At 68.1% G+C, this 19,024-nt stretch carries 18 protein-coding genes; 10 read left to right on the top strand and 8 right to left on the bottom strand.

The genetic code is table 11. The features are described 5' to 3' along the window. Positions 1-2: 2 nt before the first annotated feature. On the bottom strand, positions 3-653 hold the full coding sequence (locus ACWMMN_RS24945; RefSeq protein ID WP_342704759.1) for a LysE family translocator: 651 nt from the start codon (positions 651-653) through the stop codon (positions 3-5). A 285-nt stretch (positions 654-938) separates the two neighbouring features. Here ACWMMN_RS24945 and ACWMMN_RS24940 point away from each other — a divergent pair, with 285 nt between their 5' ends. Further along, on the top strand, positions 939-1,421 hold the full coding sequence (locus ACWMMN_RS24940) for an Lrp/AsnC family transcriptional regulator (RefSeq protein WP_486423257.1): 483 nt from the start codon (positions 939-941) through the stop codon (positions 1,419-1,421). Between the two features lie 374 nt (positions 1,422-1,795). Here ACWMMN_RS24940 and ACWMMN_RS24935 read toward each other — a convergent pair whose 3' ends face one another. Beyond that, on the bottom strand, positions 1,796-1,939 hold the full coding sequence (locus tag ACWMMN_RS24935) for a hypothetical protein (protein ID WP_174992244.1): 144 nt from the start codon (positions 1,937-1,939) through the stop codon (positions 1,796-1,798). A 231-nt stretch (positions 1,940-2,170) separates the two neighbouring features. After that, a complete protein-coding gene (locus ACWMMN_RS24930; protein WP_486423256.1) occupies positions 2,171-3,829 on the bottom strand; it encodes an IclR family transcriptional regulator in 1,659 nt (552 codons plus the stop codon). 177 nt (positions 3,830-4,006) lie between these two features. Here ACWMMN_RS24930 and ACWMMN_RS24925 point away from each other — a divergent pair, with 177 nt between their 5' ends. The 3 genes from ACWMMN_RS24925 to ACWMMN_RS24915 all read left to right on the top strand — a co-directional run bounded on the left by ACWMMN_RS24925 (position 4,007) and on the right by ACWMMN_RS24915 (position 7,968). After that, entirely contained in the window at positions 4,007-4,966 is a 960-nt protein-coding gene (locus ACWMMN_RS24925; RefSeq protein WP_174992242.1) for an MBL fold metallo-hydrolase, read from the top strand. A 183-nt stretch (positions 4,967-5,149) separates the two neighbouring features. Next, positions 5,150-6,514, top strand: coding sequence for an MFS transporter (locus tag ACWMMN_RS24920; protein ID WP_486423255.1), 1,365 nt, complete (start codon positions 5,150-5,152; stop codon positions 6,512-6,514). Between the two features lie 86 nt (positions 6,515-6,600). Then, entirely contained in the window at positions 6,601-7,968 is a 1,368-nt protein-coding gene (locus ACWMMN_RS24915) for an MFS transporter (protein WP_340625009.1), read from the top strand. A 70-nt stretch (positions 7,969-8,038) separates the two neighbouring features. Here the strand turns inward: ACWMMN_RS24915 and ACWMMN_RS24910 are convergent, their stop codons facing one another. From ACWMMN_RS24910 to ACWMMN_RS24900, 3 genes are all read right to left on the bottom strand, one after another. Further along, positions 8,039-9,847: a sensor domain-containing diguanylate cyclase gene (locus ACWMMN_RS24910; RefSeq protein WP_486423254.1), complete on the bottom strand. Its 1,809-nt coding sequence runs from the start codon at positions 9,845-9,847 to the stop codon at positions 8,039-8,041. Positions 9,848-10,067: 220 nt separating this feature from the next. Further along, on the bottom strand, positions 10,068-10,472 hold the full coding sequence (locus ACWMMN_RS24905; protein WP_059240666.1) for a nuclear transport factor 2 family protein: 405 nt from the start codon (positions 10,470-10,472) through the stop codon (positions 10,068-10,070). A gap of 41 nt (positions 10,473-10,513) precedes the next feature. Further along, a complete protein-coding gene (locus ACWMMN_RS24900; RefSeq protein WP_486423253.1) occupies positions 10,514-11,314 on the bottom strand; it encodes an SDR family NAD(P)-dependent oxidoreductase in 801 nt (266 codons plus the stop codon). Between the two features lie 132 nt (positions 11,315-11,446). Between ACWMMN_RS24900 and ACWMMN_RS24895 the strand changes: the two genes are divergently transcribed. Both ACWMMN_RS24895 and ACWMMN_RS24890 read left to right on the top strand, forming a co-directional pair. After that, complete coding sequence (locus ACWMMN_RS24895) at positions 11,447-12,406, top strand: GlxA family transcriptional regulator (protein WP_059241000.1); 960 nt, start codon at positions 11,447-11,449, stop codon at positions 12,404-12,406. A 76-nt stretch (positions 12,407-12,482) separates the two neighbouring features. Then, positions 12,483-13,631 carry an epoxide hydrolase family protein gene (locus ACWMMN_RS24890; RefSeq protein ID WP_486423252.1) on the top strand — a complete coding sequence of 383 codons (1,149 nt, stop codon included), beginning with the start codon at positions 12,483-12,485 and terminating at the stop codon, positions 13,629-13,631. Positions 13,632-13,724: 93 nt separating this feature from the next. Here ACWMMN_RS24890 and ACWMMN_RS24885 read toward each other — a convergent pair whose 3' ends face one another. Then, positions 13,725-14,216, bottom strand: a complete 492-nt coding sequence (locus ACWMMN_RS24885) for a 2,4'-dihydroxyacetophenone dioxygenase family protein (RefSeq protein ID WP_059240663.1) — start codon at positions 14,214-14,216, stop codon at positions 13,725-13,727. A gap of 168 nt (positions 14,217-14,384) precedes the next feature. Here ACWMMN_RS24885 and ACWMMN_RS24880 point away from each other — a divergent pair, with 168 nt between their 5' ends. From ACWMMN_RS24880 to ACWMMN_RS24870, 3 genes are read left to right on the top strand one after another with little or no spacing between them, the layout of a single operon-like run. Further along, a complete protein-coding gene (locus ACWMMN_RS24880; protein WP_174992237.1) occupies positions 14,385-14,855 on the top strand; it encodes a MarR family winged helix-turn-helix transcriptional regulator in 471 nt (156 codons plus the stop codon). 37 nt (positions 14,856-14,892) lie between these two features. Beyond that, positions 14,893-15,228 (top strand): hypothetical protein, encoded by a 336-nt coding sequence (locus ACWMMN_RS24875; protein ID WP_340625004.1) that lies wholly within the window; start codon positions 14,893-14,895, stop codon positions 15,226-15,228. After that, complete coding sequence (locus ACWMMN_RS24870; RefSeq protein WP_059240660.1) at positions 15,225-16,481, top strand: MFS transporter; 1,257 nt, start codon at positions 15,225-15,227, stop codon at positions 16,479-16,481. Before ACWMMN_RS24875 ends, ACWMMN_RS24870 begins: the two co-directional genes overlap by 4 nt. Before the next feature lie 126 nt (positions 16,482-16,607). Here ACWMMN_RS24870 and ACWMMN_RS24865 read toward each other — a convergent pair whose 3' ends face one another. Further along, positions 16,608-17,558, bottom strand: a complete 951-nt coding sequence (locus tag ACWMMN_RS24865; protein WP_059240659.1) for a LysR family transcriptional regulator — start codon at positions 17,556-17,558, stop codon at positions 16,608-16,610. 105 nt (positions 17,559-17,663) lie between these two features. On the opposite strand from ACWMMN_RS24865, the gene aptA reads away from it, so the two are divergent. Then, the gene (gene aptA / locus ACWMMN_RS24860; protein ID WP_059240999.1) at positions 17,664-19,019 is read left to right on the top strand and encodes an omega-aminotransferase AptA; all 1,356 of its coding nucleotides are present in this window, start codon (positions 17,664-17,666) and stop codon (positions 19,017-19,019) included. The last annotated feature ends 5 nt before the right edge of the window (positions 19,020-19,024 follow it).

Here is a 19,024-nt window from a genome sequence, read left to right as displayed (position 1 = left end):
GCTCAGTTCCAGCCGACCATGATCGCGCCCATCCCGACGAGCAGCCCGCCGGTCACGCGATTCATTGCGCGCATCCGCGCCGGCCGCTGCAGCGCGCGGCTCAGCCGGTGCGAGAACAGCGCCATCGACGCGACCCCGCCCGCGAACAGCAGCGCGAACGTCGTCGCGAGCAGCAGGAATTGAAGGTTCAGGCTCCAGTCGGCATTCGGGCTGATGAACTGCGGAAAGAACGACGGAAAGAACAGCAGCGTTTTCGGATTCAGGCCGGAGGTGGCGACACCGCGCCAGAACAGCGCACGGTCGGTGTCGGTGTCCTGCCGACCGATTGCGGTTTCCGCGTCGGCCGATGCGGCGGGCGCGCCAGCCGGCGCACGGCTGAGCCATTGCCTGGCCCCGAGCCACACGAGATACGCGGCGCCGGCCCAGCGCAGCACGGTCAGTGCGTGTTCGTTGAGATGCACCAGCGAATTCAGGCACAGCGCGGTCAGCGCGAGTTGCAGCAGCACGGCGAGCGTGCCGCCCCACACGCACGGCAGCGCACGGCGCCAGCCGGCGCGCAGCGCCTGGTTCATCGTGAGCAGGTTGACGGGACCGGGGGCGTAGATCAGGACGACGGAAGCAGCGAGGAACGACAGATAAAGCTTGAACGACATGACGGAAGTGCAGGAACAGGGCCGCAGGCACCGGCCCCGCACGCGGTCGGATAGGCGTGCGGGCGGCGGGGAATCGCATGCCTGCCGGCCGGCACCGCAACTCGTGATTGCGGCCGTGCGTCCCGGTGCGAAGGGGTTGTCGCGGGGAGCGTGCCGGACAGCAGGCATGGAGAAAATGTATCAAGCGGCCCGGTTAAAAGGCTTCCTGTTTTCAGGCAAAACGGGCCTGAAACCAGAATTCTGTTCAGATAGAATGCCAGTTTTCAGAAGAAGATTCTTCTCATCATGGCTACCCGCGAACGCACGCCGAAAACGCTCGACAATCAGGATCGCAAGATCCTTGGTGCATTGCAGAAAAATGCGCGCCTGTCGAACGCCGAACTCGCCGAACAGATCGGCGTGTCGACCACCGCATGCTGGAACCGCACGCGGCAGCTCGAACTCGATGGCTACATCGACGGTTACGTCGCATTGGTCAACCAGCGCATGCTCGGCTACGCCGACATCGTGATCCTCGAAGTCACGCTCGATCGCCATGAGGACGACGCGCTCGCGCGTTTCGGCTCGGAACTGGCGGCGCTGCCGGAGGTGCTCGAGGCGTATCTGGTGTCGGGCGAGTACGACTACTGGATCAAGGTCGCGGTGGATGGCACGGCCGGCTACGAACGCTTCCTGCGCGAAAAGCTGTACCGGATTTCAAGCATCCGTCACAGCCGCTCGATGTTCGCGCTGCGGTGCATGAAGGACGTGCCGTCGATCCAGGTGTGACGGGGGCGGAGATGGGGGGCGGCCGTCGCTGAAACGGCGGCGCGTGCGGCGGCGCGGGGGCGCGGCGAAAACCGCCAAAGGGCCGACAGGAAAGGCTCGCCGGGCGACACGGCAGGCGGCCGCGAAAAACGGATGAATCTTCCGTTAGCGGCGGTACGGCGCAATCGTGCGCCCGATATCGGCCATGAAGCGGCCTCAAGACGACTTTCAAACGCGCCCGACGCGGTGAGCCCATTCAGCCGGGACAAGCCCGGGGAGTTTCCACGTCGGCACCACCGTTTCCCGATGCCCGACGCAGCGGCCGCTGGCGGCGCGCGTCCGGGCAAGCGGATCGGGCGGGGAGTGTGCCGCTGGGCGGCGGCCGGTCGTGCTGCTCAGCGCGGCAGGCGCGCGTGTGCTTCAGCGATGACTTCGCAGGTCTCGAGGTGGAGCGCCCACGCTTCTGCAAGCAGCTCGCTCACACGTGCGAGCCAGCCAGTGGATTCGGTGGAACGGTTGGAGACGTTAGACGTTTGCATGACGAAGCCCCATATAGGTGGCGAGTTAGGGATAACCCTAATCATAGCGAAACATCACCGCCTTGTGAAATGCGATTTCGTTATATGAGAATTACTGACACTTTATGTTGCTGCCACGCAACATGAATATTGGCTGCCTTTGCGTGATGCACAGGCGTGCCGAGGCCGTGCCGGCACGGCCTCGCGGGTAGAAAGAATGGCGGAGTCGAGTGTCGGGGAAAGGGCGCGCGATTACCGGCCGATCCACCCGAACCGCCAGGACAGCCGCCGCGCCGCGGCCAGCAGCGTCTGCGCCAGGTCGCTGTTCGGCCCGCGCGGGAAGCCGCGCGACGAGCCGATGATCGCGATCACGAGCCGGATGCTGCCGGTGTGATCGAACACGGGGGCCGCGACCGTGCCGATGCCCGGCACCGGCGCGTCGAACGCGAAATCGAGTTCATCCGCGCGGATCGCCGCGAGCCGCGCGCGGAACGCGGCGTCGTCGGGTGCGGCGCGGCTGCCCGCGAGACGCACGGGTTCGTTGGCGAGCAGGTCGGCGAGTACGTCGTCGGACATGCCGGACGCAAAGATCCGGCCGATCGCCGTGTTGACGAGCGACATCACGGTGCCGACCTGCAGGCTCACGTGCTGCGGCCGCGCCGATTCTTCCAGACGGATTACCGTCGGGCCGAGGGGGCCGAGCGTCGCGGCGGCGACACTCATGTCGGTCGCGCCGGCCAGCGCGACGATCTCGGCTTCCGCGTCGCGCGTCGGCGACACACGCTGCATCGCGATCAGGCCGAGCGCCTGCGCGAGCGGGCCGCCATCGAAGCAGCCGGCGTCGTCACGGCTCAGCAGCCCGATCTTCTGCAGGCTGACCAGATGCGGAAACGCCTTCGCGGCCGGCATGCCGGCTGCCGCGGCGAGATCGCGCAGCGGCAGCGCACGGCCCGCCGACACCAGCGAGAGCAACAGTTCGCCGGTGCTGTCGAGCGCATTGATCCCGCGCTGCGCCTTCGCGTCGTCGGCCAGTGCCGGTGGCACGCGAGTCGCGCCCGCCGCCGGCGCGGGCGGCGGTTCGGCCGGATTCGACCTTTCCGCGCCGAGCGACGCGGTGGCCTGCCGTGCCGCTTCGCGCAAGGCCGTCGCGATCGGACCGTCCCAGTCGACATCGATCGACCCGCTCGAACCGATTACCGTCAACGCAAGCTGTAGGCTGCCGTACGCGTCGAAAACGGGCACGCACATCGCGCTGACGCCGGGGCTCGGCCGGTCGATGCTGCGTTCGAGGCCGCGCGCGCGGATCGCATCGCGTTCGGCCCGTTGCGCGTCGGCGTCCGGCGCGGCGTGCCCGCCTTCGGCACCGGCAAGCGTCGCGCCCGCGCCGGCCTGACTGGCCGCCATCGCGTCGAGTTGCGCGGGATCGCCGAATGCGCGGAACACGCGCCCGGTCGCCGTCGTGTCGAGCGACATCACCGAGCCGACGTGCAGGTTCACGTGCAACGGATAGCCGCCGTGCTCGATGCGCACGATCGTCGGGCCGAGCGCGCCCGGCACCGACAGCGCGACGCTCAGCCCCACGGCTTCCGCGAGTTGCACCGCGTGCGGCAGCGTCGCGCGGTAGGCCGGCTGGCGCTCGATCGACATCAGTCCGAGCCGCAGCGACAGCGGGCCGGGCTCGTAGTTGCCGGTGAGCGCATCGCGCTTCACGAGCGCGAGCCGCGTCAGGCTGACCAGATAGGTGTGTGCCTGCGCGGTCGACAGGTCGGCCGCCGCGGCCAGCTCCGACAGCCCGAGCGGCTTGCGCCGGCGCGCGAGCGCGTCGAGCAGCCGTCCGCCGACCTCGACGCTCTGGATCCCGCGCTGCGCCTTGGGCGCCGCGTCGTCTGCGCTGACTTCGTGGTTCTGCACGCGATGATTCTTCCGTTGACGAAACCCCGCATGGTATCCGACGCCATTTACCGCGCCAGCCCGCAGGTTTACCCGTATTAAACAATAGCAAGCGTATTTGCCATTGACAAATATTCGGCGCGGGCAGATGATCCGCTCACTCCCCTCAACACATGGCTCGCAGCCACGGAACGCAACATGGCCAAAGCATTCGCCTCCCAAGCCGATCTGGAAGAGAAGAAAGTCACCTGGACGAAGCTGTCCGAGAACGCATACGCGTATACCGCCGAAGGCGACCCGAACTCGGGCGTGATCATCGGCGACGACAGCGTGCTGATCGTCGACACGACCGCGACGCCCGCGATGGCGCAGGACCTGATCGCGAAGATCCGCAGCGTGACCGACAAGCCGATCAAGCACGTGGTGCTGTCGCATTACCACGCGGTGCGCGTGCTCGGCGCATCCGCGTATTTCGACGAAGGCGCGCAGCAGGTGATCGCGAGCCGCGGCACGTACGAGATGATCGTCGAGCGCGGCGAGGCCGACATGAAGTCGGAGATCGAACGCTTCCCGCGCCTGTTCGCCGGTGTCGAGACGGTGCCGGGGCTGACCTGGCCGACGCTCGTGTTCGAGCGCGAGATCACGCTGTTCCTCGGCAAGCTCGAAGTGAAGATCATGCACGTCGGCTCGGGCCACACGAAGGGCGACACGATCGTCTGGCTGCCGTCGCAAAAGGTGCTGTTCTCGGGCGATCTCGTCGAATACGACGCCGCGTGCTATTGCGGCGACGCGCAGCTCGAACAGTGGCCGGCCACGCTCGAGGCGCTGCGCGCGCTCGGCGCCGAGAAGCTCGTGCCGGGCCGCGGCCCCGCGCTGCTGAACCCGGCCGAGGTCGACAAGGGCCTCGACTACACGAAGGATTTCGTCACGACGCTGCTCGCACAGGGCCGCAAGGCCGTCGAGCGCAATCTCGACCTGAAGGCGGCGATGGCGCTCACGCGCGAAGCGATGGACCCGAAGTTCGGCCACGTGTTCATCTACGAGCACTGTTTGCCGTTCGACGTGTCGCGCGCCTTCGACGAGGCGAGCGGCATCGCGCATCCGCGCATCTGGACCGCGCAGCGCGACAAGGACATGTGGGCCGCGCTGCAGGACTGAGCGGCACACGGCGGCGGGGCGTTCACCTGAACGCGCCGCCGTTTCCCTGAAGGCTGCGGCATCCGTGGCGGCAGAGCGCCGCGGTGCCGGCAGCCGTATCCGGTCTCACAAGAATGCAGGGCGCATGCACGCCCTCGGAGACTGCTGCGCGCTCGACATCGCGCGGCCCGTTTGGAGAGAGACATGCCCCAATCGCTTCCCGCCGAAGCGACGCTCGCGCACGCGGGTGCTTCGGCGCCGACTTCCGTATCCGCATCCGAATTCGAATCCGGCGACACGCAGCTGTTCCGCAAGATCGCGTGGCGGATCGTCCCGTTCCTGTTCCTCTGTTACGTCGTGTCGTTTCTCGACCGCATCAACATCGGCTTCGCGCAGCTGCAGATTAAGCACGACCTCGGCTTCAGCGATGCGATGTACGGTCTCGGCGCGGCGGTGTTCTACGTCGGCTACGTGTTCTGCGAAGTACCGAGCAACATGCTGCTCGCCCGCTTCGGCGCGCGCCGGACGTTCACGCGGATCATGCTGCTGTGGGGCATCGCGTCCACCGGGATGATGTTCGTGTCGCAGCCGTCGCATTTCTACGTGCTGCGCTTCCTGCTCGGCGTGTTCGAGGCCGGCTTCTTTCCCGGCATCGTGCTGTACCTGACCTACTGGTTCCCGGCGAACCGGCGCGCGGCGGCGATCTCGGTGTTCTTCGCGGGCGTCGCGGTGGCCGGCGTGCTCGGCGGCCTGATGTCGGGCTGGATCATGCGCGACATGAGCGGCGTGCTCGGGCTGCACGGCTGGCAATGGATGTTCGCGATCGAAGGCGCGCCGGCGATCCTGCTCGCGTTCGCCGCGTTCACGTTCCTCGTCGACCGGCCGCAGGACGCCGCGTGGCTCACGTCCGATGAAAAGGCGCGCGTCGCGGCGCTGTGCGCCGAAGGCCGCGGGCACGGCAGCGCGCACGACGGGCGCAGCGTGATGGCCGCGCTCGCGAATCCGCGCGTGTACCTGTTCGCGTTCATCTATTTCTCGCTGACCTGCGCGTCGCTGACGCTCAACTTCTGGATGCCGCTGATGATCCGCGACTTCGGCGTGACCGACGTCGTCGCGGTGAGCCTCTACACGGTCGTGCCGAACGCGGTCGGCGCGGTCGGGCTGGTGCTGATCGCGCGCCGCTCGGACCGCACCGGCGAGCGCCGCAAGCACTTCGCGTGCTGCACGATCGGCGGCGGCCTCGCGCTCGCGGCGCTGACGCTGCACCTGCACAGCTTCGCGGCGATGCTCGCGTGCCTGTCGATCGCGGCGACGCTGATCTTCGCCGCGCTGCCGATCTTCTGGTCGGTCCCGACCCGTTACCTGTCGGGCAACGCGGCCGCGGCCGGGATCGCGCTGATCAGCAGCATCGGGATCACGAGCGGGATCGTCAGCCCGTGGGTCATCGGGATGATCCGCACGCGCACCGGCAGCATGGATCTCGCCGTGTACCTGCTGGCCGCGCTGCTGGTGGCCAGCGGCGCGGCGCTGATGCTCGGCGTGAAGGGCGAGGCCGCACAGCGGGGCTGAGCGAACCGCGGCCGGTCGCTGCGCGCGGGCCGCGGCAACCGGCGCTTCATGTCCGTCCGCATCCGAATCCATCGAGGAGACGATCGATGTCAGCCCCTCTTCAAGCGCACGCCGCACCGGCCGTTGCGTCCGGTGCCGGTTCCACGGACGCGACCGGCGACGATGCGCTGTACCGTCGTATCGGCCGGCGGATCGTGCCGTTCCTGTTCATCTGCTACATCGTGTCGATCCTCGATCGCAGCAACATCGGTTTCGCGCAGTTGCAGATGCGGCAGGACCTCGGACTGACCGATGCGATGTACAGCCTCGGCGCGGTGCTGTTCTTTGTCGGCTACGTGCTGTTCGAGGTGCCGAGCAACGCGTTGCTGCGCCGCTTCGGTGCGCGCCGCACGTTCGCGCGGATCATGTTCCTGTGGGGCGCGGTGTCGGTCGCGATGATCACCGTCGACAGCGCGAAGCACTTTTACGTGCTGCGTTTCCTGCTCGGGCTGTTCGAGGCCGGGTTCTTTCCGGGCGTGGTGTTCTACCTGACCTACTGGTATCCGGCGCGGCGGCGCGCGTCGGTGCTGTCGATCTTCTATGCGGGCGTCGCGGTGGCCGGGATGGTCGGCGGCCTGCTGTCGGGCTGGCTCATGCGCGGGATGTCCGGCGTGATGGGGCTGCACGGCTGGCAATGGATGTTCGCGATCGAGGGCGCGCCCGCGATCCTGCTCGGCGTGATCGCGTGGTTCTGGCTGTGCGATCGTCCCGAGCACGCGCACTGGCTGTCCGACGCCGATCGCCGGCAGCTCGCGGCCGACCTGGCCGCCGACCACGCCGGCGCCGGCACGGGCACGCAGGCGCCGCGTTCGCTGCGGCAGGTGCTGGCCGAACCGCGCACGTACCTGTTCGCGTTCATCTATTTCTCGCTGACGACCGCGCTGCTGATGCTGCTGTTCTGGATGCCGCTGATGATCCGCGAATTCGGCATCCACGACGTCGTGCAGATCAGCCTGCTGTCGGTCGTGCCGAACGCGATCGGCGCGGCCGGCCTGATCGCAATCGCGCGGCGCTCGGACCGCAAGCGCGAACGGCGCCGGCACTTCGCCGCGTGCGCGGTCGGCGGCGCGGTGGCGCTTGCGCTGCTGACGCTGCACCTGCCGAGCATCGTCGCGATGATGGCGCTGCTGTCGATCGCGGCGATGCTGATCTTCGCCGCGCATCCGGTGTTCTGGGCCGTGCCGTCCGCGTATTTCTCGGGCGCCGGCGCAGCGGGCGGGATCGCGCTGATCAGCAGCATCGGCGTGTCGAGCGGGATGATCACGCCCTGGCTCGTCGGGCTGATCCGGACGCGAACCGGCAGCATGGATCCGGCGATGCTGATGATCGCGGCGTTGCTGGCCGCATGCGCGGCCGCGATGCTGCTGGGCGTGCCGCGCGACGACACGGGCGCGCGAGCGGACGCACCGCATTGACGGGCAGGTTCGGCGCGCAGGCGGCGGCGCGTTGCCGTCGTCCCGTTCGCGGCGAAGGCGCGCGACACGGCTACCCGCGATAGACCTCGATCCGGTTGCGGCCGCGCTCCTTCGCGAGATAGAGCGCCTTGTCGGCGCGCGACAGCGACTGGTACGCGCCGAAGTCCGACGCGCGCATCGCATCGATGCCGATACTCACGGTCAGCTCGACCTGCTGATCCTCGTGCATGAGCCGCGCCTGTATCGCACGCTGCTGCACGCGCCGCGCAAAGGCGAGCGCCATCTCGAGATCGGACCGCGGCAGCACGATCGCGAATTCCTCGCCGCCGACCCGGCCGACGACGCAGCCAGGCGCCGTTTCCGCGAGCAGCAGCCGCGCAAAGTGCCGGAGTGCGCGGTCGCCGAGCGGATGGCCCCAGCGGTCGTTCAGCGCCTTGAAGTGATCGAGGTCGAGCATCAGCACGGCGGCAGGCAGGCCGGTCGCGCGCATGTCGTACAGCGCGGCTTCGCTTTGCCGCATGAACGCATGGCGGTTCGACAACTGCGTCAGGTGGTCGGTCGTCGCCATCCGGTGTAGCTCGGCTTCGATGTGCTTGCGCTCGGTTGCATCGGTGATGAAGCCGTGCCACACGGTGCCGCCGTCCGCCATGCGCTGCGGGCGCGCATCGCCTTCGCGCCAGCGCAAGCCCTGGCCAGGCAGCAGCACGCGATATTCGAGCCGCCACGGCGTCAGTTGCACCGACGATTCGTGCAGCGACTGCCGATAGGCGACCAGGTCGGCCGGATGAATGCGCGTCTCGACCGCTTCCGCGTTGCGGGCGAGCTGCCCGGGCGTCAGTTCGTAGATGTCGCCCGTTCCCGCGCTGGCGTAGGAAAAGAAGCGGCGTCCGCCAGCCGTCTGCCGCAACTGGAACACGAGCCCGGGAACCTGGTTGGTGAGGTCGGTGACGAGCGCGGCCGAATCGCGCAGTCGCTCGGCGAGCTCGCGCAGCGCGGTGACGTCGGTGGTCGTGCCGACCATGCGCAAGGCCCGGCCGTTGCCGTCACGGGCGATTACCTTGCCGCGGCTGCGGATCCATTTGTAGCTGCCGTCCTTGCAGCGGATGCGGTGCTCGACCTCGTAGCTGTCGGTCCGGCTCTCGAAGTGCGCGAGCATCGTGGCTTTCACGTCGTCGACGTCGTCCGGATGCAGCCGTTCGTACGCCTCCTCGATCCGGTTGCTCAGTTCGTGCGGCGCATAGCCGAGCATCGCCTTCCACGCCGGCGAGTAATGAATCTCGCCGGTTGCGACGTTGCGGTCCCACACGCCGGTGCCGCTTTCGGTCAGTGCGAGCGTCGTCAGCGTGCTGTGCTCCTCGACGACGGCGAGCCGTTCGCGCATCGCGGTTTCCGCGAACGCGCGGGCGAGCACATGTCCGGCGAGCCCGGCGAGGTCGCGCAGCAGCGCGGATTGCGCGGCGTCGAGCGTCAGGCGGGTGTCGTTGACGATGCCCAGCAGCAGCGTGCCGGGCGACAGGCCGTCGGGGGCGGCCAGTTCGCAGGCCGCGACGATCCGCGGTGCGCAAGGCATCCCGTCGTCCCGTTGCGGAATGTGTACGGCGTGCCGTCTTTCCGTAGACGAATGCGGTTCGATGTGCGGTGGAAAAAGATCGGCAGGAAGCGGGGCGGGCAGCGTTCCATCGGCCGCCAGCACGCGTGGCATGCCGGCTTCGGCATGCGCGACGAACGCGACGAACGCGCCGGACGCGCCGAAGTGCGCACGCGCGACGCGGCAGACGATTTCCAGTTCGGGCAACGGCGGAAGGGCCGGCTGGCTGTCGGCGTCGCGCGCGGCGGCCGGCGCGTCGCCGGCCCCGGTGATGAACATACGGAGCCGCATGGTCGAATTCCGCAATGAACGATTGCGCTCGTGATCGGACGAGTGCCGATCGAATGTGACTGCCTGGGGACTGCAATCGCAGAGCTTACTGTTGTGCGGAATGCGTGGCAAGCGAAGCGGAATCGGCTTGCGGCATCGCGCATTGGCGCCGGTCGGGAGCGAATCTGAGGGATGCGGGCGGCAGCTCGCCGCCCGCATCGTTTGCGCGCGACCGGCGCTGTCAGCGCCGGGCCGGAAACGTGTCGCCGAACATCGGATATCCGCCGGCCGATTCGTCGCGCGCCGCTTCGTCCTGCAGTACGTCCCAGTGCTCGACGAGCCTGCCGTTCTCGACCCGCAGGATGTCCACCGCGATCAGCGCAACCGCGCTGGCCGCATGCGTGTAGCGGCTATGCACCCAGACGAAGTCGCCGTTGGCGGCCACGCGGTCGTATTCGAAACGCAGGCCGGGCATCGACGCGACCAGGCCGAACAAGCCGTCGCGCCCGGCCGGCACGTGCCGGCTGTGCTGGATGTAATCGTCGGCCCAGAATTGCGCGGCGCGATCGTAGTCCTTCCGGTTGAACAGCGTATCCAGCGCTTCGAGAACGAGGGCCGTATTCTTTTCTTCCAGTGCCGTGGTCATGACGCGTGCTCCCAGTGTCTGATCGGTTCGGGGGGGCGGCGTCAATGCGTCGTCGCGTAGCGCGGCGCGGGCGTATCGGCCGACAGGTGCGGCACCATCGTGCGGCGTGCGGCCTCGTAGGCATCCCATTCGTGGCCCGCATGCAACGGCGGGATCGTGACGAGTTCGCCGCGATCGAAGCCGACCAGCGCGGCATCGACCATGTCCTGCGCGGTCATCACGATTTCCTTCGGCAGGTGTTCGAGCGGCAGGCCGCCCGTCTGCCAGAAATCGGTGGCCGTCGCGCCGGGCAGCACCGCTTGCACCTGCACGCCCTTGCCGGCGAGTTCGTGATGCAGCGACTGGCTGAACGCGAGCACGAACGCCTTGCTGCCGCCGTACACGCCGTTCAGCGTTTCCGGCGAGATCGCGACGATCGACGAAATGTTGATCACGGCGCCGCGGCCGCGGGCAACGAAGCCGGGTACGGCCGCGTAGGTCAGGCGCGTGAGTGCGGTCACGTTCAGGTCGATCATCCGCGTCATCGCGTCGACGTCGCTGTCGAGCAGCGGCGCATGCGTGCCGATGCCCGCGTTGTTCACGAGCAGCGTGATGCTCGCGTCCTGCTTCAGCTTCGCTTCGACGGCGGCGAGCGCCGCACGGTCATTGAGGTCCGCGTCGACGATCTCGACACTGCGCTGCGTGTCGTTCGTGATGCGCTCGGCGAGCGCGCTCAGCCGGTCGCGGTTGCGCGCGACCAGGATCAGGTCGAAGCCGCGGCGCGCGAGGCGGTCCGCGTAGACGGCGCCGATGCCCGACGATGCGCCGGTAATGAGGGCGGTACCGCGATGTGCTTGCGTCATGATGTGCTCCGTTTCGGTGGGAATGGCCGGATGGCGTGAAGGCATTCTGGTCTCGAACCGTTGCGACACAAATGACGTAGATGGGTATGATTCAGGACATCGGGCCGACCGACCCGGAACCGGAGAATGCACATGCACCGAATCGGCTTTCTGATCAGCGACGGCTTCCAGATCATGGCGCTCGCCGCGCAATCGGTGTTCGAGTACGCGAACATGGGCATGAACGAGCCGTTCTACGCGATCGACAATTATTCCGTCGAAGGCGGCGACGTGCGCTCGTCGCTCGGGCTGTCGGTTGCCACGCGTGCGCTGCGCGGGCGGATCGACGTCGATACGTGGATTGTCGCGGGCGTCAACGATCCGTTCGCCGCGCCGGCGCCGCCCGGCGTCGTCGCGTACCTGCGCCGCGCGAATGCGCGCGCGCGGCGGATTGCCGGGATCTGCACGGGCGCGTTCGTGCTGGCCGAGGCCGGGCTGCTCGCGCAGCGCCGCGCGACCACGCACTGGGCGTATGGCCGCGACATGCAGCGGCATTACCCGGAGATTCGCGTCGAGGAGGACCGGATCTACATCGTCGACGGCCCGATCTGGACCTCGGCCGGAATGACGGCCGGCCTCGACCTCGCGCTCGCCATGGTGGAAAAGGATCTCGGCGCCGATGCCGCGCGCTCGGTCGCGCACAAGCTCGTGATGCACCAGCGCCGCGCCGGCGGCCAGTCGCAGCATTCCGAAATGCTCGATCTCGCGCCGAAATCCGACCGGATCCAGAACGCGCTGAACTACGCGCGGCAGAACCTCGGTCGCGCGCTGACCGTCGAGGATCTGGCCGAGGCCGTCCATCTGAGTCCGCGCCAGTTCAGCCGGGTGTTCACGTTGGAAACGGGACAGTCGCCCGCGAAGGCGATCGAGCGGCTGCGGCTCGAATCGGCGCGGTTGATGATCGAACAGAGCCGCCATCCGCTCGACGTGATCGCGAAGGAGAACGGTTTTCGCGATCGCCGGCACATGCGCGAGGCGTTCGTGCGCGGATTCGGCGTGCCGCCGCAGGCGATGCGGCGCGACGCGCGGGTGGACGAGCGGGAAACGGGCTGACGCCCGCCGGTGCGGGACGCCAGCGCGGGTCGGAAAAATCGAGCAGAATCCCCGGCATGCTTCCCGAGGAGACACCATGCACGCCACGCCGTTCGACATTGCGATACCCGATCACGCGCTAGACGACCTGCGCCGGCGCTTGCGCGACCGTCGCCCGCCGACGCTGACACCCGCTGAGCCGTGGCAGCAGGGGGTGGACGGCGCGTGGCTGCGCGAACTGGTTGCGTACTGGGCCGAGCGATTCGACTGGCGTGCGGTGGAGCGTGCGCTGAACCGGCTGCCGCAGTTCGTCGCGGATGCAGGCGGGCAGCGCGTGCATTTCATCCATCGGCGCGGGGCGGGACCGAACCCTTATCCGCTTGTCATCACGCACGGCTGGCCGGGCTCCGTCTTCGAATTCGACGCGCTGATCGATCGCCTGTGCGATCCCGCGGCATTCGGCGGCGATCCTGGCGACGCGTTCGACGTCGTCGTGCCGTCATTGCCCGGCTTCCTGTTTTCGCCCGCGCCGGCAGCCCCGGGCATGTCGGCGCTTCAGGTTGCCGACTGCTGGGCGGCGTTGATGACCGGCCTCGGCTATCGACGCTTCGGCGCGCAAGGCGGCGATCTCGGCGCAGGCGTGTCGATCGCGCTCGGGGTGCGACATGCCGACCGGGTGGACGGCGTCCACCTGAATTACCTGCCCGGTAGTTTCGAGCCGCCGGCCGACGCGGCCTTGCCGCTGACCGAGGACGAACGGGCCTTCGTGACGCAGCGCGGCGAGTGGGCCGCGCTGGAAGGCGGATACGCACATGTGCACACGACGAAGCCGCAGACGCTGGCCGTCGCGCTCAACGATTCGCCGGCCGGGCTGGCCGCATGGATCGCCGAGAAATTCCGCGCGTGGAGCGATTGCGACGGCGATGTTGCACGGCGGTTTTCGTTCGACACGCTGCTGACCGGAATCTCGCTCTACTGGTTCACCGGCTGCATCGGTTCGTCAATGCAGATGTATTGGGAGAACCGGCTGCAGCCGATACGCTTCGCGGCCGGGCAACGCATGGCGGTACCCGTCGCGTTCGCGCGCTTTCCGAAGGAAATCAGCCGACCGCCGCGCAGCTGGCTCGAACGCGTGTTCGACGTCGCGCAATGGAGCGACATGCCGGCCGGCGGCCATTTCGCGGCAGTGGAAGAGCCGGACCTGCTGGCCAGCGATATTCGGCGTTTTTTTCGGCGCTTTCGGTGATGCGCGGGGCGGCCGGCGCAGCGCATCGGCCGTCATCCGCACCACGGGAAGCGCTGGCGCCACGCGGGTCGTGACGCGACGCAGACGCCTGCGTTACCGCGTGACGAACGGCGCGGCGGCATCCGGCGCCGTCCGCGCATGCTTGCGCTGGCGCAGCAGCGCGACGCGGCAGTTCTCGCGCGCCGTTTCGCGACCCTCATCGTCGAGCAGCACGAGATCGCCGCGCATCACGTTCAGCGTGATCACGTCCTCGCCCGGCGCGCCGAGCGTTTCCGGCGTATGCACCGAGCCGGCCGGTTCGAGCACCGTCGAGCCGGCGTGCGCGATCCAGTCGTATTCCCGGTAGCGCCACGCCCCCTGCAGCGTATGGACGAACACCTCGCCGTCGTGACGGTGGCGCGGCAGCGTGCCGCCGGCCGGCATCTTCAGCAGCGCGGTGAGCGTGTCCTCGGCCGCATTGATGTGCAGGTACTTGATCGCGAGCCCCGGCAGATCGGCGCTCATCGGCAGCCACGGCAGCGCATCGCCGGGCAGGCACGAGATCGGCGGCAGGTCGGTGGAGAGCGGGGCGGACGGCTGCGTCATGGCGGAAGGCGGAGCGGAAATGGGGAGCCCGCATTATCGCAGAGCCGGATCGCGCGGCCGAGCGCGCCGGTTCGCATCGGCGCGGGCACAGCCGGCGGCATGATCCTTACAGTCTGAAATGTGCAGTCAAACTGTACAGTTAAACTGTCGATATGCTATCGTGGCGCCATGAACACGCGATCGCCCCCCGCCGAAACGCTCCCCTTGGCCGGTCTCGCCGGCGAACTCCGCATCTCGGTCGGCAAGCTGATGCGACGCATGCGGGAGCAGACCCACCCGAACGACATCACGTCTTCGCAGAAATCGGTGCTGTTGCGGCTCGACCGCGACGGTCCGGCAACCGTGTCGGCGCTCGCACGCGCCGAAAGCGTCCGCCCGCAGTCGATGCGCGTGACGGTCGCGACACTCGAGGCGCTCGGCGCCGTCAGCGGCGCGCCCGATCCGACCGACGGCCGGCAGACGCTGATCGCGCTCACGCCCGGCTTCCGCAAGGTGCTGCAGGCCAATCGCGCGGCCAAGGACGACTGGCTGTTCCGCGCGCTGCACGCACAACTGTCGGCGGCGGAGCAGGCCGAGCTGGCATCGGCCGTGAAGCTGCTGCAGCGGCTCGCCGAATTCCAGGACCCGGCGCGCTCGTGAACCGTATCGATCCGCTCGACGAAAGGGCATCCCGAACATGAACCTCCTGCACCTCGTGTCGTACTTCTTCGGCGGCGCATTCCTCGCGAACGTCGTGCCGCATCTCGTCAGCGGGCTGCGCGGCGAGCCGTTCCAGACGCCGTTCGCGAATCCGCCCGGGCGCGGGCTGTCGTCGTCGGTCGTGAATGTCGTGTGGGGTTTCGTGAATCTCGCGATCGGCTACGTGCTGGTCTGCCGGGTCGGCGCATTCGACCTGAAAACCACTGCCGACGTGGCCCCGCTCGGCCTTGGCGGGCTGGTGCTCGGCCTGTATCTCGCGCGGCACTTCGGCGCGCTGCACGGCGGCAACGATCCGGAGCGGGAGCGGCCATGAGCGTGCCGGCGGCGGGCGTGTTCCGCTCACTTCGCAGTTTCAACTATCGCGTGTGGGCGATCGGTTCGCTGGTGTCGAACATCGGCACCTGGGTTCAGCGCACCGCGCAGGACTGGCTCGTTCTCACGCAGCTCACGCATCACGACGCATCGGCCGTCGGCACGGTGATGGCGCTGCAGTTCGGGCCGCAGTTGCTGCTGTTGCCGTGGACCGGCTACGCGGCCGACCGCTTCGACCAGCGCAAGCTGTTGATGGTGACGCAGGGGCTGATGGGCGTGCTGGCGCTGTTACTCGGCGCGCTGACCGTCGCGGGCGTCGCACAGCTCGAACACGTGTACGTGTTCGCGTTCCTGTTCGGCTGCGCGTCGGCGTTCGATGCGCCGGTGCGGCAGACCTTCGTCGCGGAACTGGTCGGCGACCGCGAACTCGCGAACGCGGTCGCGCTCAATTCGACGTCGTTCAACGCTGCGCGGATGATCGGCCCGGCGGCGGCCGGGTTCATGATCGCGTCGGTCGGCACCGGCTGGGCGTTTGTCGCCAACGGGCTCAGCTTCTTCGCGGTGCTGGCGTCGCTGCTGCTGCTCCGCGAGGACGAACTGCGCGCGAACCTGCGCGCGGGCCGCTCGCGCGGCGGCCTGCTCGACGGGTTCCGCTACGTGTGGCGGCGCGACGACCTGAAGGCGATCCTCGTGATGCTGTTCCTGATCGGCACGTTCGGGCTCAATTTCCAGCTGTTCATCTCGACGATGGCGGCCAGCGTGTTTCACGTCGATGCGCGCGGTTTCGGCGTGCTGTCGTCGATGATGGCGGTCGGCACGGTGTCGGGCGCGCTGCTCGCCGCACGCCGCGAGCAGCCGCGCTTCCGCCATCTGTGGTTCGGCGCGGCGTTGTTCGGGCTCGGCTGCACGCTCGCCGCGCTGGCGCCGGGCTACTGGCTGTTCGGGGCCGCGCTCGTGCTGACCGGGATCGCCGCGATCACCTTCATGAACTCGACCAACAGCCTGATGCAGCTGTCCACCGAACCGGAGATGCGCGGCCGCGTGATGGCGCTGCGCCTCGCGGTCGCGCTCGGCGGCACGCCGATCGGCGCACCGGTCGCGGGCTGGGTCGCAAACCATCTCGGCCCGCGCTGGGCGCTCGGCGTCGGTGCCGCGTCCGGTTTCGCCGCGGCGCTCGTCGCAACACATTTCGTGAAGCGCACCCGTGCGCAAGCACGGGCCGACGGCGCGCTCGACCGGTTCGACGGCGTGTGACCGGGTGTCAGGGTGTCCGGGCACGGCACCGCGAGGGGCAGCCGCCGCGCTGCGCAGTCCGTTGACGACCGGTCGCGCGATGGCTTACAGCGAAGGGCCGGGAGCCCGATTCGTCGCGTGAATCGTCTACGCCGCCGGCCGCGCCGCCGCATGCGCGGCTTCGAGACAAGACTGGAACAGCAGCGCGGCCCGCGACGGCCGCGGCGAGCGCCGCAGCAGGCTCACGAACCGGCACCGGTAATTGAACCGCTGCGGCGCGATCGGCTGCATCAGCCCCTTGTTTTCGAAACTTTCCGCGTAATGGTCGGGCAGGAAGCCGAGATAGCGGCCCGACAGGATCAGCGTCGCGATCGATTCCTGGTCCGACGCGGTCGCGCTGCGCGTGAGCTTCGCGCGATGGCTCAACTCCATGTTCGGCGAATGGAAGCCGAGCCCGGCGAACGCGTGGTTGCGGATCGTCGTCCACGTGAGCTTGCCGTGCGGCGCATCGAAGAGCGGATGCTGGCGGCCGCAGTAGAGCAGCATCCGTTCGTCGAACAGGTCCGCATACTCGAGGCTGCCCGAGTTGCGGTGCGCGGGAATGATCCCGACCTGGTAACTGCCGTCGATGATGCCGCGCTCGACCTCGTTGATCGACGCGACATGCAGGTTCAGTGCAACGTCGGGCGCTTCGTCGGCGAACTGGCGGATCGCGTCGCCCAGGCGCGCGTTCACGTTGGTGGCCGTCTTGTCGAACACGGCGATGTGCAGTTCTCCGCCCATCTTGTCGTGAATGCCGTCGATCCTGCTGCGAAATGCCTCCATCGACGCGAGTAGTCGCAGCGTTTCCTCGTACACCGTCTGGCCTTCCGGCGTCAGCGTGAAGCCGGCGCGGCCGCGCCGGCACAGCACGAGGCCGAGGCGCGTTTCGAGATCCTTCACGTGCCGGCTGATCGTCGAGATGCCGATATTCAGTTCCAGTTCGGCCGCGGCCATCCCGCCGCACTGCACGACGCCCTTGAAGACCCGCAGCAGGCGGAGATCCATGTCGCTGAGCTGCCCGAGCAGCGCGCGGCTCTTCGGTTTCTTTGCTTGCATAGTTGAGCAAGTGAACATTGATATTGCGATATTCAAAAGACTAATTGGCGTCCCGACAATGTGCAACATCAACACAAGGAGGAGGGGCGCGCCGCGCCGACCGACATGACCGACATCACCACCGCCCAGCACGACGACACGAACCTCCGCACCGACGCCGCGTGGCTCGACGCGCACTGGATGCCGTTCACGGCCAACCGCCAGTTCAAGGCCGATCCGCGCATGATCGTGTCGGGCCAGGGCGCGTATTACACGGATGGCGAAGGCCGCAAGATTTTCGACGGCCTGTCGGGCCTCTGGTGCACGGGCCTCGGTCATGGCCGCACGGAAATCGTCGAAGCCGTGAGCCGCCAGGTCGCTCAGCTCGACTACGCGCCGGCATTCCAGTTCGGCCATCCGAAATCCTTCGAGCTGGCGAACAAGATCAAGGAGCTGACGCCGGCCGGCCTCGACTACGTGTTCTTCACGGGCTCGGGTTCGGAAGCGGCCGACACGTCGCTGAAGCTGGCCCGCGCGTACTGGCGTGCGAAGGGCAAGGGCACGAAGACGCGCCTGATCGGCCGCGAGAAGGGCTACCACGGCGTGAACTTCGGCGGCATCTCGGTTGGCGGGATCGGGCCGAATCGCAAGCTGTTCGGCCAGGGTCTCGACGCCGATTTCCTGCCGCACACGCAGCTCGCCGAGAACAAGTTCTCGCGCGGGATGCCCGAGCACGGCGCCGAGCTGGCCGACCGCCTGCTCGAGCTGATCGCGCTGCACGACGCATCGAACATCGCGGCCGTGATCGTCGAGCCGTTCTCCGGCTCGGCGGGTGTGGTCGTGCCGCCGAAGGGCTACCTGAAGCGCCTGCGCGACATCTGTACCGCGCACGACATCCTGCTGATTTTCGACGAGGTCATCACGGCCTTCGGCCGCGCCGGCGCGATGACGGGCGCCGACGCGTTCGGCGTGGTGCCGGACATCATGAACTTCGCGAAGCAGGTGACGAACGGCGTGCAGCCGCTCGGCGGCGTGATCGCGACGAAGGAGATCTACGACACGTTCATGGCCGCAGGCGGCCCCGAGTACATGCTCGAGTTCCCGCACGGCTACACGTATTCGGCGCACCCGGTGGCGTGCGCGGCCGGCGTCGCGGCGCTCGACCTGCTGGTGAAGGAAGACGCGGTGGCCCGCGTGCGCGATCTCGCGCCGCATTTCGAGGCGGCCGTGCACGGGCTGAAGGGCCAGCGCCACATCGCGGACATCCGCAACTACGGGCTGGCTGCCGGCCTGACGATCGCGGCGCTGCCGGGCGAACCGGCGCGGCGCCCGTACGAGATCGCGATGCGCTGCTGGGCGAAGGGCTTCTACGTGCGCTACGGCGGCGACACGATCCAGCTCGCGCCGCCGTTCATCGCCGAAAAGCGCGAGATCGACAACCTGGTCAACGCGCTGTCCGACGCACTGAACGAAGTGGACTGAGCCGC

Source organism: Burkholderia cepacia complex sp. TUM26381 (assembly GCF_057439935.1).
The sequence above is the reverse complement of the archived record's forward strand: the minus strand, read 5'-3'. Positions and strand labels throughout refer to the sequence as shown.